This is a genomic window from Streptomyces sp. PH10-H1, from assembly GCF_030063355.1.
GTDB lineage: Bacteria > Actinomycetota > Actinomycetes > Streptomycetales > Streptomycetaceae > Actinacidiphila.
Genome location: NZ_JASISZ010000052.1, coordinates 1 through 14,355, shown reverse-complemented (window position 1 = coordinate 14,355; position 14,355 = coordinate 1). Strand labels below are relative to the sequence as shown.

Here is a 14,355-nt window from a genome sequence, read left to right as displayed (position 1 = left end):
GTCGGGGCCGTTCGGGTGCAGAGTCGCTGCGGGGTGTCCGCGGGCAGTGGGAGCATCGGAACCTGGGCGGCTCCGGCCGCGACGAGGGGACGACAGGCATGACGACATCCGGCACTGGAGAGACATCCGGTACCACCGCACCGACCGCGCCCATCGAGAAGGGCCATCACGTGCTGAAGGCCGACGCACTGGGGCCGCGACCCCCTGGCCCGCGCAGTCCGCTCGCCGTGGACACGCCGGAGCCGGAACTGGGAGCGCTGGGCCTCGGCACGCTGCGCACCCTTCGGCGCGACGCGCAGCAGGAGGAGGCCGATCTCTCGTATCTGCGGCGGCTGCTGCACGGCCGGATCGACATCCTGCGGGCGGAGCTCAGGCGGCGCACGGCGCCGGACGCGCCGCTGCTGGACCGGCTGCCGGAGATCCTGACCGACGCCCCGTCCCAGCACCGCTCCTCCGCGCGGCACGTCACGCTCGGCACCCCGCTCACCGAGCGGGTCAGCCGGCTCGCGGAGGAGATGCTCGCCGAGGTCGAGCTCTCCGACCTCGATGCCCGAACGGACCAGGACCTGCATGCGGGGATGGGGCGCCTCGTCCGCCATGAGCAGCAGGTCTCCCGTCGCCGGCAGACCCTGCAGCGGACCGTCGACGGATGCAGCGCGGAGATCACCCGCAGGTACCGTGAGGGGGAAGCGAGCGTCGACGACCTTCTCGCCGAGGGCTGACCGCCAATCCGCCCTTCCGGCGCGGGTACGGGGAGCGATGCTTCACGGACCAGTCCGTCCGGCGTCACGCGGACCGGCCTCCGGCCGCTGCCGGAAGCCGTCCCGCATCCGCCCTCCCCGCCCGGAGGCTCCTCCCATGACCCTGACCGGACAGCCGACGCTTCCGTCCGTCGCCGCCGAAGCGGAACGTCCCCATCCCGTGCTGGCCGAGGTCGTCCGGTCGGGGTTCGTGGAGGGGCTGCACCGGGGCTCGCTGGTGGTGCTGGACGCGGACGGGCGGGTCGGACCGACGCTGGGGGATGTGACCTCGCCAATCTTTCCCCGGTCGTGCAACAAGCCGATGCAGGCCGCGGCGGTGCTGCGGGCCGGGGTCGCGCTGGACGGCGAACTGCTGGCCCTGGCCGCGGCCAGCCACTCGGGGGAGACGTTCCATCTGGAAGGCGTCCGGAAGATCCTGGCAGGCGCGGGCCTGACGGAGTCCGCGCTGCGCACACCGCCCGACCTGCCGCTGGACCGCGAGGCGGCGGACCAGTGGCTGCGGGACGGCGGTGTGCGCTCGCCGATCCTCATGAGCTGTTCCGGCAAGCACGCCGCGATGCTCGCCGCCTGCGTGGTGAACGGCTGGCCCCTGGAGACGTATCGGGACCCCGGCCACCCGCTGCAACGCCTGATCCTCGACGTGCTGCGCGACACCAGCGGCGAGGAGGTCGGACGGGTGGGCGTCGACGGTTGCGGGGCGCCGGTCGCGGCGCTGAGCCTCACCGGGCTGGCGCGTGCCTTCGCCCGCTGCGTCGGAGCGCCGGAGGGTACGCCGGAACGGAAGGTCGCCGATGCGATGCGCGCCCACCCGGAGTACGTCGCCGGCACCCGCCGCCCGGACACCTGGCTGATGCGCGCAGCCCCCGGAACCCTCGCCAAGATGGGCGCGGAGGCGGTCCAGGCGGTAGCACTGGCGGACGGCCGGGCCCTCGCGTTCAAGATCGACGACGGAGGCATCCGCGCGCTGGGACCGGTGCTGGCAAGGGCGTTGGAGCTGATGGGCGTGGACTCGCCGGTGCTCGCCACGATCGGTGACGTGCCCATGCTGGGTGGCGGCGAGCGGGTCGGCGAGGTGCGCGCGGCGTTCTGACGGGCCGCTGCCGCGACACCGCCGTTGCGCCGCACAGTCGCGCGTTGCGCTCCACAGTCGCGTCGGAAATCCGGATGCGGCCGGCGCCGCCGCCGCATACGTTCGCAGGATGAGCCCAGACGTCCGCACCCTCGACGAATCCGATCTGCCGGAGTGGCTGCGTGCCCTGAACAACGCGTTTCTGCAGCCGCAGACCGTCGCCCCGGAGGAAGTCACGGCCCGCCGGCCGGCGATCGATCTGGACCGTACTCAGGGCGTGTTCGACGAGGGCCGCTGTGTGGCCACCTTCCGCAGCATGCCGCGTGAACTCACCGTGCCGGGCGGCGCGCAGCTCGCCGCCTGCGCCGTCACCAATGTCTCGGTCACCGCGACCCACCGCAGGCGCGGGCTGGCGTCGCGGATGATGTCCCGGGATCTGACGGCCGCCAAGGAGCGTGGGGAGGCGGTGTCGATCCTGATCGCCGCCGAGTACCCGATCTACGGCCGTTACGGCTACGGACCGGCGACCTGGACGACCGCCTGGGACATCGACGTACCCCGGGCCGGGCTCGACCGCCGCTGGGCGGGGCCCACCGACGGCGGCCGGGTCGATCTCCTCACCACCGAAGAGGTCCGCAAGACCGGCCCCGAACTCCATGAGCGGGTCCGGCGGCTGACGCCCGGGGCGATCAACCGCATCGACAGGTGGTGGGACATGGAGACCGGGCAGCTGATCCTCCCGTCGCGCCCCTGGAAGGAGCCCTTCTTCGTGGCGTACCGGGACTCCTCCGGCCGTCTCGACGGCCTGGCCACGTACTCGATCACCGACCACCGGTGGCCGGGCAAGTTCCCGAAGGTGACGCTGGAGGCGGACAAGCTGATCGCGGTCTCCCCGGCCGCGGAGACCGCGCTGTGGCGGTTCCTGCTCTCCGTCGACTGGGTCACCGAGCTGCGCACCGGCCTCCGCGCCCCCGACGACATCGTGCCGCTGCTGCTCGGCGACCCGCGCGCCGCCAAGGTAGAGACGTACGCGGACTTCATGTGGCTCAGGATCCTCGACACACCGCGCGCCCTGGAGGCCCGCACCTACTCCGGCGCCGGCTCCCTGGTACTGGATCTGAGCGACGAGGCGGGCCTGGCCGGCGGCCGCTACCGCCTGGAGACGGACGCGAACGGCAACGCCACCTGCCGGCCGACCCGCGACGCCGCCGAACTCTCCCTCGGCATAGCCGAACTGGGAACGCTGTACCTGGGCGACGAGTCGGTGCTGCGGCTGGCCGCACTGGGCCGCGTCACCGAGGACCGATCCGGGGCGGCATCCCGCGCGGACGCCCTCTTCCGCACCCCGCGCCGCCCCTGGAACCCTGACATCTTCTGACCGACGTCTTCCGGCCGACGTCTTCCGGCCGCCGGGCCGGCGCACTGACCGCGCCGGCCCGGTCATTGCGCCAGGAGAACCGCGAGCCCGGCGAGGGCGATGCAGGTGTACGTCGTTCCGCGGTTCTTGCGGTCGATGGCGAACAGGCCGAAGACGATGGCCCAAGCGGCTCCGTACTTCCACGTGACGAACTGCTCGAAGGCAAAGCTGAGCATGGCAGGTCCCTCCTTCGTGGCGCTGAGCGGTGACAGAAGGCGGGTGGCGGCGGAATGTCCCGTACGCCGTCGGACGGGTGATGACGCTGGCCCCCGTTGAGCCAACTTCTGCAACTCATCATCAAGTTGGAAGTTGACTGAACTAACTCACGGTCTTTGTGCCCAGTTGAAGCAGATCAACAAACTGTACTCAGTCAACTCCCACAAGTTGGCGGAGAGTTGTAGCCTGAAGTACATGAGTCCGGGTAGCTCGGAGATCAATGGATCGATGCGGCCCTACCGTCGCATCGCAGCGGAGCTGCGCGCGGAGATCGAGAGCGGCCAGCCCGCCGTGGGCGCCCAGATCCCGACCCAGGAATCCCTGCTCAGACGATTCGGCGTGTCCCGGGCGACCGTCCAGCGAGCGCTGGACGAGCTCCGCCAGGACGGCTACATCGACTCCGGGAAGGGCCGGGGATCGTACGTCCTGGACCGCGGGGCGGCACGGCACGGGTTGGAGCCGGACACCGCGATGCTGTCGCTCAGGGCGCACATCGCCGCCGCCTTCGAGGAACCGGAGGTGCGACTCGACGTCTTCTCGCTCACCGCGGAGACCTTGCACTCGGCTTTGCAGGAGCCGCTGTTACGCATTCGCGAGGGCAAGTTGCGGCCCGAGTCGATACGGGTGCGGCTGCTGCTGCCCAGTCCGGACGCGAGCCTGGCGATCCCGAGATCGGTGGCGGACCCGGCCGACGACCGGCCGCTGCGCAGGCTCAGACATCTGGTGAGCGCGCATGCGATCACGCTGCGCAGCACCTTCGACGGCCTGTCCGAACTTGGACTGGTCCCCGACCTTTCGGTCATGCTGCGTTCGGTGCCGATCACGCCCGTCGTGAAGCTCTACCTGATCAACGGGCGTACGGCGCTGAACGGGTATTACCAGGTCCTGGAGCGCAGGATCAGTTATGAGGGCGAGTTCATCGACATCTACGACGTGCTGGGCCTCGATGCCATTCTTTTCTCCTACCAGTACGACGAGAACGACGCGGACTCACGGGGCTCCCAGTTCGTGCGCGAGTCCCAGAAGTGGTTCGACTCGCTCTGGTCAACGATCGCAGAGGAACTGACACTCTTCGAGTGACTCCGATAGAAGCCGGTCAGCCCGGAATCAGCCGGCTGCGCTCGATGCTCGCCCGGGCCGAGTGCGTCCTGTTCGACTTCGACGGACCGCTCTGTGATCTCTTCGCGGGCTCTCCCGCAGCCGGTATAGCGCGGCAGATGCGCGAGTATCTGGCGGCCCATGACGTCTCTCCAGCCGGACTCCGGCGACCGGACGATCCTCATGACATGTTGCGCCAATTCGCGGGGCATGAACTGGCGGCCGATCTCGAGGGCCTGTTGTCGCAGGGGGAGGAACTCGCCGCGGTGTCGGCCGAACCGACGCCGGACGCCGAGGAGTTCGTCCGTCGCGTGGCCGAGAGCCGTCTCGTCGCGGTGACCACGAACAATTCGCCGGTGGCCGTGCAGAAGTACCTGGAGAGTCGGAATCTGGGCGGTTTCTTCGGCGTGGACATCTTCGGCCGCACGGCGAACGCGGCCCTGATGAAACCCCATCCGGACTGCCTGCGGCGTGCGGCCGAGGCGATGGGAGTGCCGCCGGAGCGCTGTCTGATGCTGGGGGACTCGGCTCCGGACGCGGAGGCGGCGGCGCGGGCGGGGGTGCCCTTCCTGGGCTACGCGCGGAGCGGCGAGGGCGAGCAGGTCACCCGGTTGTTCGACGCCGGTGCCGGGACCGTCGTCGTGGGCATGGCGCCGCTGCTGGCGGCGATCGGAGGCGGTCTTGCTACCCCTACGGAGTGAATTTGTTATCGCACAGCGCCCCTGAATCCAGGGGGTAACCATGCAGCGGCTCGCATGCCCCACTAATGTCCTCCCCAACATCAACTGTCTGGGAGCGGTGCCGTGGCCGGCGTGACGACATGTCAGAAGCAGCCGCCGTCCGCCGTGTCCTGGTGGGACGAGCTGCTTCCGCTCGCCGCGTCAGAGGGAACCTGCCTTTCCGGCTACCACAATCTCAACTATGTGCACCGGCTCCCGCCGCACCTCGCGGAGTCGGCGGGACTGGCTCAGGACACGAGGGTCAAGGTGCGGACTCCGCGCTCCGGCTCGCTCAAGGTCGTCGAGCGGGTCTGGCCCGACGAGGACGTCGTACTGGACGCGCTGGCGGGAGTTGACGGCATCGCGGACACCCCGCGGTGCTTTGCGCGGCAGGACGGCTTCTCCGTCCATGAATACGTCGAGGGGACGCCGCTCTCCCGGTTGTGCGGGCCGGGGAAGCCAGTGGATCCGCGGTACCTCGACCTGATCACCGGGCAGCTCGCCGCTTTCACCCGGGGTCCGGCGGCGGATCTGCCGCCGCTGCCGAAGGGCTGGGCGCGCGACCAGGACTGCGGGACGTTCCTGCGGGAGCGGGCGGAGTTCGCCGAGCGGGAGGTGCGCGCCCGCAACTGGCGGGAGTTCGGCGCCCTGTTCACCGCCCTGGGCGTACCGGCGAACGCCCTGCGGGGGCTCCGCGACCGGACCCCGGAGATGGCGCCGCGTCCGTTCGCCCTGCTCCATGCAGACCTGCACCGGGACAACCTGATCGTCCGGAACGACGGCGACTTGTGTCTTGTCGACTGGGAACTCGCGATGTGGGGAGATCCGCTGCATGACCTGGCCGTTCATCTCGTCCGCATGCGGTATCCCGCGTACCAGGAGGCCGACGTGATCGAGCGGTGGCAGCGGGACGTGGCGAAGGTGCGGCGGGAAGCGGGTCTTGGACTGGACCGTGACCTGCCCGCGTACATCGCCTATGAACGTGCGCAGTCGCTCTTCGCGGACACGATGCGGATCGCCCGCGCCCTGGGCCCCCAGCCGGATCCGGGGCTGGTCGGCACGGGTGTCGCCCTGGTACGCGACGCTCTGCAGGTCGCCGCCGAGCCGCTGCGGCTCCGCGGGCTCCCGACGCTCACGGAAGTGGAACGCATCCTGTTGGGCTGGTGCCGCCGGCCCGTCACTGCAACCCGAGCGCCATCCACTTCGACGGTTCGCTGAGCGGCTCGAAGCCGATCTTCGCGTAGACACCGTGCGCGTCCGCGGTGGCGAGGAGGATGCGCCGGATGCCGCAAGGGGCGAGGTGGTCGCGGACGGCGGTGACGAGGGTGGTGCCGAGGCCCTTGCCGCGCGCGGCGGGGTCGACGTAGACGTCGCAGAGCCAGGCGAAGGTGGTGTGGTCGGTGACGACGCGGGCGTAGGCGAGCTGGCTGCCGGAAGCGGTGTCGTAGAGGCCGAAGTTAAGGGATCCGGCGATGGCCTGGTCCTGCTTCTCGCGGGTGCGGCCCAGGGCCCAGTAGGCGTCGGTGGAGAGCCAGTGGTGGATGCGGGCGGCATCGAGGCGGGCCGGGTCCGTGGAGATCTCATACATGGCGGGCAGGCTGCCAGGGGCCGGCCCGGGGTGTCGAGGGATTAACGACCTGTCGTAAGCGGGCGATCCGACCGGGGGCTTAGCGATGCTAAGGCTTCAGGTGAAGATTTATTAACTGGACCTTTACGGTTGCCGTCCGTGAGGATCGGTGGCATGGGCATCCCCGCAGGCATTCATGTACCGCTGATCACACCGTTCGGTGCGGACGGGACCATCGCCGCCGATGCGCTGGAGCACCTCGCGCACCGGGTGCTGGACGACGGGGCGGTCGGGCTCGTGGCGCTCGGTACCACCGCCGAGGCGGCCACCCTGGACGAGGCGGAACGGCGGGCCGTGGCCAGGACCGTCCGCCGGGTGTGCCGGGAGCGGGAGGCGCACTTCACGGTCGGGGCTGGGTCGAACGACACCCGCCGTACGGCGCTCGAGCTGAGCGGGGCCGAGGCGGATGCCGCGCTCGTCCCCGTGCCGTACTTCACCCGGCCCTCCGAGGCCGGTGTGGTCGCGCACTTCGAGGCGCTGGCGGCGGAGAGCCCGGTGCCGTTGATCGTCTACAACATCCCGTACCGAACCGGGCAGACCCTCGGCATCGAGACGCTGCTGCGGCTGGCCGCGATCCCCGGCGTCGTCGGGGTGAAGCACGCGGTCGGGGGCATCGACCAGGACACGGTGGCGCTGCTGGGCGCCGATCTGCCCGGTTTCGCGGTCCTCGCGGGCGATGACGTCTTCGCGCCCGCGATGCTCGCCCTCGGCGCGGCCGGCGGCGTACTCGCCTCCGCGCACCTGGCCACCGACCGCTGGGTGGAGCTGGCCGGGACCGGCGATCGCGCGCTGGGCCACCGGCTGGCCGCCCTCGCGGCGGCGCTGTTCACTGAGCCGAACCCGACCGTCATCAAGGCCGCGCTGCACGCGCGGGGCAGCATCCCCGACCCCGGCGTCCGCCTTCCGCTGCTGCCCGCGGGCCGCCCAGCGCTTGAGACGGCCCTCCGGGCACTCGTCGCGGCGGGGGATACTCGGGTCCGTACCACTGCATTGATCGGAGAGGCGTCATGAGGATCGGAATCGTCGGAGCGACCGGCCAGGTGGGCGGGGTCATGCGCAAGGTGCTCGCCGAGCGCGACTTCCCGGTGAAGGAGCTGCGGCTGTTCGCATCGGCCCGCTCGGCCGGCGGCACGCTGCCATGGCAGGGCGGCGAGATCGTGATCGAGGACGCCGCCACGGCCGACTACACCGGGCTGGACATCGTCCTGTTCTCGGCGGGCGGCGCCGCCTCCAAGGCGCTGGCGCCCAAGGTCGCCGCGGCCGGTGCGGTCGTCATCGACAACTCCTCCGCCTGGCGTCTCGACCCCGAGGTCCCGCTGGTCGTCTCCGAGGTCAACCCGCACGCGATCGCGGACCGCCCCAAGGGCATCATCGCCAACCCGAACTGCACGACGATGGCCGTCATGCCGGTCCTGCGGCCGCTGCACGACGAGGCGGGCCTGACCGCCCTGATCGCCACCACCTACCAGGCGGTCTCCGGCTCCGGCGTGGCCGGTGTCGCGGAGCTCGACGGCCAGATCTGCAAGATCGCCGACCGGGCCGCCGCGCTCGCCTTCGGCGGCGAGAACGTGGAGCTGCCGGAGCCGGGCGTCTACGCCCGCCCGATCGCCTTCAACGTGCTGCCGCTGGCCGGCTCGATCGTCGACGACGGCAGCTTCGAGACCGACGAGGAGCAGAAGCTCCGCAACGAGAGCCGCAAGATCCTGGAGATCCCGGATCTGAAGGTGTCGGGCACCTGTGTGCGCGTCCCGGTCTTCACCGGCCACTCGCTGCAGGTCAATGTGCGCTTCGAGCGGCCGATCAGCGTCGAGCGCGCCTACGAGCTGCTGGCCGCCGCCCCCGGCGTCGAGCGCTCCGAGATCCCCACCCCGCTGCAGGCGGCCGGCCAGGACCCGACCTTCGTGGGCCGGATCCGCCGGGACGAGACCGTGGACAACGGCCTCGCCCTCTTCTGCTCCAGCGACAACCTCCGCAAGGGCGCGGCGCTCAACGCCGTACAGGTCGCGGAGCTCGTCGCGGCGGAGCTGACCGCCGCGCGCTGAGACCCGCGCCGTACGGGGGTACCCCGCGTCGTACACGTACCCGTGTCATACGTACGCGTACGCCCACGCGCTGATCGCCGTCAGAACGCCTTGCCGCGCTCCTCGGCGATCAGCGCGTACGACGTCTTCCCGTCCAGCGACTCGCGGATGATGTCCGCGTGCCCGGCGTGCCGTGCCGCCTCCTCGATGACGTGCAGCAGGATCCAGCGCGCGCTGACCTTCATGCCGGGCGGGAACCACGGGGCCTCCGGCAGCGCCACGCTCACCTCCAGGTCGGACAGGCCGCGGATGGTCTCCTCGGTCTGCCGGGCCACCGCCTCGTACGCCTCCAGCACCCCGGCCACGGTCTCGTCCCCGACCAGCCGGAAGTCCTCGCCCCAGTTCGACTCGTCGCGCTTCACGGCCGGCGGCCGCCCCATCAGGGTGGTCTGGATCCACCCGTCCTCGCAGCGCAGCGCGTGCTTGATCAGCCCGCTGGGCGACAGCTCGCTCGCGCTCGGCCGGGACGCGGCCTGCTCGTCGGTCAGGCCCAGGACGGCCCCCGGCGCAGGCCGCCGCGCTGCGCCTCCAGGAACGTCAGCAGGGATTCCCGCTCGCCCGTCTCCATGGCTACCAGTGTCGGCATGACGACCACCTTTCGTTCGGTTTCGATGCCCCGACTCTAGAAAGCCATGCGGTCAGGTACTGTCCGCATGCGTCGGTGTCCCCTGGGGAAGTTCAGACGTTCGGGTGTCCAGGCGTTTCGGGTTTCAGGCGTTTCGGGTGATCAGGCGCCGAGCAGCCGGCGCGGGCCCGGTCCCTGCTCGCCGAGGGCGTCGTGGGGGTTGGCCAGATGGCACTTGTCGATCGACAGGCAGCCGCAGCCGATGCAGTCGGTGAGGTGGTCGCGCAGCTGCTCCAGCTGGGCGATGCGGCTGTTGAGGTCGTCGCGCCAGCGTTCCGACACGTTCGCCCAGTCCGCGCGGGTGGGCGTACGTCCTTCCGGCAGCAGGCCGAGCACGTCACGGATCCGCGCGAGCGGGATGCCGACCCGCTGCGAGACGCGGATGAACGCGACCCGGCGCAGCGTGTCACGGCTGTAGCGGCGCTGGTTCCCGGAGGTGCGCCGGCTGCGGATGAGCCCCTCGCGCTCATAGAAGCGCAACGCGGACGGGGGGACGCCGCTACGGTCGGACAGCTCGCCGACGCTGGCTTCCTTGGCGTTCCAGGGGAGTTGGGTCATACCGGCCACAGTAGCGCGATGTGAACCATTGTTTAACTATGGGCCCGGCCCGGGACCTCGCCCGGTCCCGTCCTGGACCCGTCCCGAACTCCGGAAAGAAAATCTCCGCGACGTGTCGATCCGGCCGTCTCCCGTTCGACGCATCAGTAAGAGCAGGGTTCAGCAGGACAGGCACAGCACGAGAAGGAGCCATCGAGATGCGCTACATGATGATGCTGAGGGTCCAGGAGAACACGGACGTCGTCCCCAGCGAGCAGTTGATGGCCGACATGGGCAAGCTCATCGAGGACATGACGAAGGCCGGCGTGCTCCTCGACACCGGAGGCCTCCGGCCGACCTCGGAAGGCACCCGCATCCGGCTCTCCGGCGGGAAGCTGACCGTGATCGACGGCCCCTTCACCGAGGCGAAGGAAGTCATCGGCGGCTACGCGATGATCCAGGCGAAGTCCGAGGAGGAGGCGCTGGAGTGGGCGTCGCGCTTCCTGCGGATCCACGGGGACGAGTGGGAGATCGAGTCGGAGATCCGCCAGATCGAGGGCCCGAACGACTGACCCCGGTCCGCACTCCACGCCGCTCCTCCCCGGGCAGGTTGCCGTCGCGCGGATGAGGGTGCTCTGATGGGTCGCCATGACGGTACCCAGCGGTCGTCCCGACGCCCACCGCGCGATCGAGGCGGTATGGAGGATCGAGTCGGCGAGGCTCATCGCCGGCCTCGTACGGCTGGTGCGCGACATCGGCCTCGCCGAAGAGCTGGCGCAGGACGCACTCGTCGCCGCACTCGAGAAGTGGCCCGAGTCGGGTGTCCCGGACAACCCGGGCGCCTGGCTCATGGCCACCGCCAAACACCGCGCGATCGACTTCCTGCGCCGCAACGAGCGGCTCGCACGGAAGATCGACGTGCTCGGCCATGAGCTGGAGACCGCGGGGCACGGTGAGGCGGCGGACGTCGAGGCCGTTCTCGACGGCGACATCGAGGACGATCTGCTGCGGCTGGTGTTCACCGCCTGCCATCCGGTGCTGTCCACCGAGGCACGCGTCGCGCTCACGCTCCGCCTCCTGGGCGGTCTCAAGACCGAGGAGATCGCGCGCGCGTTCCTGGTGGCCGAGCCGACCGTCGCCCAGCGGATCGTGCGGGCCAAGAAGACCCTCGCCGAGGCGCACGTCCCCTTCGAGGTCCCGGAGGGGTCCGAACTGGCCGACCGGCTGTCGTCCGTCCTCGAAGTCATCTACCTCGTGTTCAACGAGGGCTACTCGGCCACCACCGGTGACGACCTGATGCGCCCCGCGCTCTGCGAGGAGGCGCTGCGGCTCGGCCGGGTCCTGGCCGCTCTCATGCCGAAGGAACCCGAGGCGCACGGTCTCGTCGCCCTCATGGAGATCCAGGCGTCGCGGTCGGCGGCCAGGACGGGACCGGCGGGCGAGCCCGTACTGCTGCTCGAACAGGACCGTTCCCGCTGGGACCTGCTGCTCATCCGCCGCGGGTTCGCGGCCCTCGAACGCGCCGCCGTGCTCGGCGGCCCGCCCGGCCCCTACGCGCTGCAGGCCGCGATCGCCGCCAGCCACGCGCGCGCCCTCACACCGCAGGAGACGGACTGGAAGTCCATCGCCGGGCTCTATGAGGCGCTCGCCGCCCGCGCCCCGTCCCCGGTCGTGGAACTGAACCGCGCGGTCGCGCTGGCCATGGCGCACGGCCCCGCCGCCGGCCTGGAACTCGTCGACACCCTGACGTCCGAGCCGTCCCTCGCCGGCTATCACCTCCTGCCGACCGTCCGCGGCGACCTCCTCGCCCGCCTCGGCCGGTTCGCCGAGGCCCAGCGGGAGTTCACCCGAGCCGCCTCCCTCACCCGCAACGCCCGCGAGCGCACCCTGCTGGAACAGCGGGCCGCCGACTGTGCGCGCGGGACGGCGGGCGACGGGGAGCGCCCGGTGTCCTGTCCCAGATAAGTGTGGGTAGGGCGGGGCTGTGACCTGTGGTGCCTACGGTTGAGTGGGACAGGTTGATGGCCGGTGTCCCGCTCAACCGTAGGCAATGTGGCGTTTCACCCCCGGAGCCAGGCCAGCAGGCGCATGCGAGTCGGTCGCGGCGCGCCGGCTGCGGTGGCTTGGAGATCCGGTTTGGTCTTCCTGGCCTGGCGGGCGAGTCGGTATTCGGCGGTTTCGCGTATGAGTTCCTCGGAGCGGAGCCGGGACAACTCGATGATCATGTCGATATGCATGCAGTCGCTCCTACTGCTGGAGCTCCAGCACGTCGGCGACCACGCAGCTGATGTTGTCGGGGCCGCCGGAGCTGTTGGCCAAGGCGATGAGTGCGCGGACCGCCTGGTCGGGGTCGGCGATTGTGGAGATCACCCGATGGACCTCCTCGCCCGGCACGACGGTGGACAGGCCGTCGGAGCAGAGCAGGTAGCGATCTCCGGGATGGGCGTCGTGCAGGCGCATGTCGGCGGTAACTTCGGTTCCTGCGGCCAGGGCCCGGATCAGCAGTGATCGCTGGGGGTGGGAGGTGGCTTCGTCCGGGCTGAGGCGTCCGTCGTCGACCATCGACTGCACCAGAGTGTGGTCGTGTGTGATCTGGAAGAACTCGCCGTCGCGCAGGAGGTAGGCCCGTGAGTCGCCGACATGCACCAGTGCCAGCTGTGATCCGGTCCAGAGCATCGCGGTGAGTGTCGTGCCCACTTCTTGCCGGGCCGGGCCGGATACGGCGATGTCGTGGACGGCCTGGTTGGCCTGTTCGATGGTGTCTTGGAGGACGTTGAGCAGGTTTCCTGCCGGGATGGTGTCGGTTTCGAGTCGCTTGAGCACGTTGATGGCGGCTGCGCTGGCGGGGGCTCCGCCGGTTCCGAAGCCGTCGGCGACGGCAAGCAGGCGGGATCCGGCGTAGGCCGTGTCCTGGTTGCTTTCGCGGACCAGGCCGGCGTCGGACAGCGCGGCGTAACGGATTCCCATGGGCTTGGTGGTCGGGGACATGGTGGGGTCCTTCCAGGACAGGTGGTCGATGAGGAAGGTAGCCAGGTCCCGCCGGGCGGCGGTGTCGGCCTCGACCTCGGCCCAGAACGCGCGGACCTCTCGCGCCGCGGCAGGTGCTGCCAGCTCACAGACTTCCTGGATGCGGGCCAGCGGCATGCCGAGTCGGCGGAGCCAGGCCACAAGCCGGGCCCGCTCCAGTTGCTCCGGGGCATAAAGGCGGTAGCCGGTCGTGGGGTCGACGCGAGCGGGGGGCAGTAGTCCGAGTTCGTCGTAAAGACGCAGCGCCTTCGGCGACAGTCGGGACGCCTTCGCGAAAGCCCCGATGGTCAGCAGCCCCATTGCCCGTTCCTTCCCTCCTCTTGCCGGGCAGGTCGCCCGGCCCCATCGATGCTGTGGCTTCCCCCAAGGTGAAGGTCAACCATGTGTCCCGTCGCTCAGTCCGGGCGCTGGGACGCCATGACCTGAGCGCTCGGAATTGATGGGGAGACGCACTTGTCGGTGCCGTCTCACGTAACTCCGGGCAGACGGCTTCTTTCCGCAGCGGCGTGGATCTCCTGAGCAGTGATCTTCAGCTGTCGCAGGAACCATGGCCGGGCTGATGTTCGCAGAGGGCTCTCCTGGGGGAGGCGCCGTGCGAACTCGGCCCGGAACTGCGCGAACTGATGGTCGTCCGCGGACATCGCGAGGCCGCGCCAATAGGAAGAGGCGAAGAGGGACATGTTCTCAACGATCTCGGGATAGACCGCCGCATACCGGCGGGGATCCCATGGACGGACCTGGCGGTCTCTCGGGCATAGACGCAGGAGTCGGTCGGCGCGTTCGCCTATCCGGTACTGGTGCTGGACGAGAGCGTGCCAGAACTTCGAACAGTTCTGGTAGCAGGCGCCGATCAGCCAGGGGTCGTACTTGCGAAGCAGTCGACTGTGCCGTCGTTGTGCGTGCACGATCTCCGGCAGGTCGGTGAGGTCGAACTGGTAGGAGGGGCTCTCGACCGCGCGTCCGATCCAGAGACTGTGATGGACGCAGACCTGGTCATGGAATCTGGACATCCACGCCTGAACGGCATGGCCTGAGCCGGCGGTTCTGCGGGTGTCGGCGTACACGTGAACGTGCTCAGTCCCGTACGGATGAACGTGCTCAGTTCTTGATGTGCTGAGGGCGGTTGGTCGGCAGTCTGCTGCTGTCTGTTCGGGGCGGTGGAGGGCGGCTGACGGTGG

16 protein-coding genes and 1 pseudogene are annotated in these 14,355 nt (G+C 70.0%); 10 read left to right on the top strand and 7 right to left on the bottom strand.

What is annotated here, in order from left to right; all coding sequences use genetic code 11:
* The first annotated feature begins 98 nt into the window (after positions 1–98).
* From QMK24_RS27120 to QMK24_RS27110, 3 genes are all read left to right on the top strand, one after another.
* Complete coding sequence (locus QMK24_RS27120) at positions 99–722, top strand: RsiG family protein (protein ID WP_283469411.1); 624 nt, start codon at positions 99–101, stop codon at positions 720–722.
* A 136-nt stretch (positions 723–858) separates the two neighbouring features.
* Positions 859–1,851 carry an asparaginase gene (locus QMK24_RS27115; RefSeq protein ID WP_283469410.1) on the top strand — a complete coding sequence of 331 codons (993 nt, stop codon included), beginning with the start codon at positions 859–861 and terminating at the stop codon, positions 1,849–1,851.
* Positions 1,852–1,960: 109 nt separating this feature from the next.
* Positions 1,961–3,208: a GNAT family N-acetyltransferase gene (locus tag QMK24_RS27110; RefSeq protein ID WP_283469409.1), complete on the top strand. Its 1,248-nt coding sequence runs from the start codon at positions 1,961–1,963 to the stop codon at positions 3,206–3,208.
* Positions 3,209–3,270: 62 nt separating this feature from the next.
* Here QMK24_RS27110 and QMK24_RS27105 read toward each other — a convergent pair whose 3' ends face one another.
* Positions 3,271–3,423: a hypothetical protein gene (locus tag QMK24_RS27105; protein WP_283469408.1), complete on the bottom strand. Its 153-nt coding sequence runs from the start codon at positions 3,421–3,423 to the stop codon at positions 3,271–3,273.
* Positions 3,424–3,658: 235 nt separating this feature from the next.
* Between QMK24_RS27105 and QMK24_RS27100 the strand changes: the two genes are divergently transcribed.
* From QMK24_RS27100 to QMK24_RS27090, 3 genes are all read left to right on the top strand, one after another.
* Positions 3,659–4,543, top strand: coding sequence for a GntR family transcriptional regulator (locus tag QMK24_RS27100; RefSeq protein WP_283469407.1), 885 nt, complete (start codon positions 3,659–3,661; stop codon positions 4,541–4,543).
* A complete protein-coding gene (locus QMK24_RS27095) occupies positions 4,540–5,262 on the top strand; it encodes an HAD family hydrolase (RefSeq protein WP_283469406.1) in 723 nt (240 codons plus the stop codon). The genes QMK24_RS27100 and QMK24_RS27095 overlap by 4 nt, the downstream gene beginning before the upstream one ends.
* A 111-nt stretch (positions 5,263–5,373) precedes the next feature.
* Entirely contained in the window at positions 5,374–6,498 is a 1,125-nt protein-coding gene (locus QMK24_RS27090; RefSeq protein WP_283469405.1) for an aminoglycoside phosphotransferase family protein, read from the top strand.
* On the opposite strand, the gene QMK24_RS27085 is transcribed toward QMK24_RS27090, so the two are convergent.
* Positions 6,458–6,868, bottom strand: coding sequence for a GNAT family N-acetyltransferase (locus QMK24_RS27085; protein ID WP_283469404.1), 411 nt, complete (start codon positions 6,866–6,868; stop codon positions 6,458–6,460). The two genes, QMK24_RS27090 and QMK24_RS27085, sit on opposite strands and share 41 nt — an antisense overlap.
* Before the next feature lie 153 nt (positions 6,869–7,021).
* Between QMK24_RS27085 and QMK24_RS27080 the strand changes: the two genes are divergently transcribed.
* Both QMK24_RS27080 and QMK24_RS27075 read left to right on the top strand, forming a co-directional pair.
* A complete protein-coding gene (locus tag QMK24_RS27080) occupies positions 7,022–7,918 on the top strand; it encodes a dihydrodipicolinate synthase family protein (protein ID WP_283469403.1) in 897 nt (298 codons plus the stop codon).
* The gene (locus tag QMK24_RS27075; protein WP_283469402.1) at positions 7,915–8,949 is read left to right on the top strand and encodes an aspartate-semialdehyde dehydrogenase; all 1,035 of its coding nucleotides are present in this window, start codon (positions 7,915–7,917) and stop codon (positions 8,947–8,949) included. The genes QMK24_RS27080 and QMK24_RS27075 overlap by 4 nt, the downstream gene beginning before the upstream one ends.
* An 80-nt stretch (positions 8,950–9,029) precedes the next feature.
* Here the strand turns inward: QMK24_RS27075 and QMK24_RS27070 are convergent.
* A pseudogene (locus QMK24_RS27070) lies at positions 9,030–9,574 on the bottom strand (DinB family protein).
* Positions 9,575–9,715: 141 nt separating this feature from the next.
* Entirely contained in the window at positions 9,716–10,171 is a 456-nt protein-coding gene (soxR, locus tag QMK24_RS27065) for a redox-sensitive transcriptional activator SoxR (RefSeq protein WP_283469401.1), read from the bottom strand.
* Between the two features lie 197 nt (positions 10,172–10,368).
* Between soxR and QMK24_RS27060 the strand changes: the two genes are divergently transcribed.
* Together QMK24_RS27060 and QMK24_RS27055 are read left to right on the top strand one after the other, a co-directional pair.
* Positions 10,369–10,722, top strand: coding sequence for a YciI family protein (locus QMK24_RS27060; protein ID WP_283469400.1), 354 nt, complete (start codon positions 10,369–10,371; stop codon positions 10,720–10,722).
* A gap of 76 nt (positions 10,723–10,798) precedes the next feature.
* Positions 10,799–12,115 (top strand): RNA polymerase sigma factor, encoded by a 1,317-nt coding sequence (locus QMK24_RS27055; protein WP_283469399.1) that lies wholly within the window; start codon positions 10,799–10,801, stop codon positions 12,113–12,115.
* Positions 12,116–12,210: 95 nt separating this feature from the next.
* On the opposite strand, the gene QMK24_RS27050 is transcribed toward QMK24_RS27055, so the two are convergent.
* From QMK24_RS27050 to QMK24_RS27040, 3 genes are all read right to left on the bottom strand, one after another.
* Positions 12,211–12,387, bottom strand: a complete 177-nt coding sequence (locus QMK24_RS27050) for a hypothetical protein (RefSeq protein ID WP_283469398.1) — start codon at positions 12,385–12,387, stop codon at positions 12,211–12,213.
* Between the two features lie 10 nt (positions 12,388–12,397).
* On the bottom strand, positions 12,398–13,477 hold the full coding sequence (locus QMK24_RS27045) for a MerR family transcriptional regulator (RefSeq protein ID WP_283469397.1): 1,080 nt from the start codon (positions 13,475–13,477) through the stop codon (positions 12,398–12,400).
* Positions 13,478–13,644: 167 nt separating this feature from the next.
* Entirely contained in the window at positions 13,645–14,187 is a 543-nt protein-coding gene (locus QMK24_RS27040; RefSeq protein WP_283469396.1) for a hypothetical protein, read from the bottom strand.
* Positions 14,188–14,355 lie beyond the last annotated feature (168 nt).

Bases quoted from the DNA above. Each gene is read 5' to 3' on its own strand.
- QMK24_RS27120 (WP_283469411.1), top strand. From the start codon at position 99: ATGACGACATCCGGCACTGGAGAGACATCCGGTACCACCGCACCGACC.
- QMK24_RS27115 (WP_283469410.1), top strand. From the start codon at position 859: ATGACCCTGACCGGACAGCCGACGCTTCCGTCCGTCGCCGCCGAAGCG.
- QMK24_RS27110 (WP_283469409.1), top strand. From the start codon at position 1,961: ATGAGCCCAGACGTCCGCACCCTCGACGAATCCGATCTGCCGGAGTGG.
- QMK24_RS27105 (WP_283469408.1), bottom strand. From the start codon at position 3,423: ATGCTCAGCTTTGCCTTCGAGCAGTTCGTCACGTGGAAGTACGGAGCC.
- QMK24_RS27100 (WP_283469407.1), top strand. From the start codon at position 3,659: ATGAGTCCGGGTAGCTCGGAGATCAATGGATCGATGCGGCCCTACCGT.
- QMK24_RS27085 (WP_283469404.1), bottom strand. From the start codon at position 6,868: ATGTATGAGATCTCCACGGACCCGGCCCGCCTCGATGCCGCCCGCATC.
- QMK24_RS27080 (WP_283469403.1), top strand. From the start codon at position 7,022: ATGGGCATCCCCGCAGGCATTCATGTACCGCTGATCACACCGTTCGGT.
- QMK24_RS27075 (WP_283469402.1), top strand. From the start codon at position 7,915: ATGAGGATCGGAATCGTCGGAGCGACCGGCCAGGTGGGCGGGGTCATG.
- soxR (WP_283469401.1), bottom strand. From the start codon at position 10,171: ATGACCCAACTCCCCTGGAACGCCAAGGAAGCCAGCGTCGGCGAGCTG.
- QMK24_RS27060 (WP_283469400.1), top strand. From the start codon at position 10,369: ATGCGCTACATGATGATGCTGAGGGTCCAGGAGAACACGGACGTCGTC.
- QMK24_RS27055 (WP_283469399.1), top strand. From the start codon at position 10,799: ATGACGGTACCCAGCGGTCGTCCCGACGCCCACCGCGCGATCGAGGCG.
- QMK24_RS27050 (WP_283469398.1), bottom strand. From the start codon at position 12,387: ATGCATATCGACATGATCATCGAGTTGTCCCGGCTCCGCTCCGAGGAA.
- QMK24_RS27045 (WP_283469397.1), bottom strand. From the start codon at position 13,477: ATGGGGCTGCTGACCATCGGGGCTTTCGCGAAGGCGTCCCGACTGTCG.
- QMK24_RS27040 (WP_283469396.1), bottom strand. From the start codon at position 14,187: ATGTCCAGATTCCATGACCAGGTCTGCGTCCATCACAGTCTCTGGATC.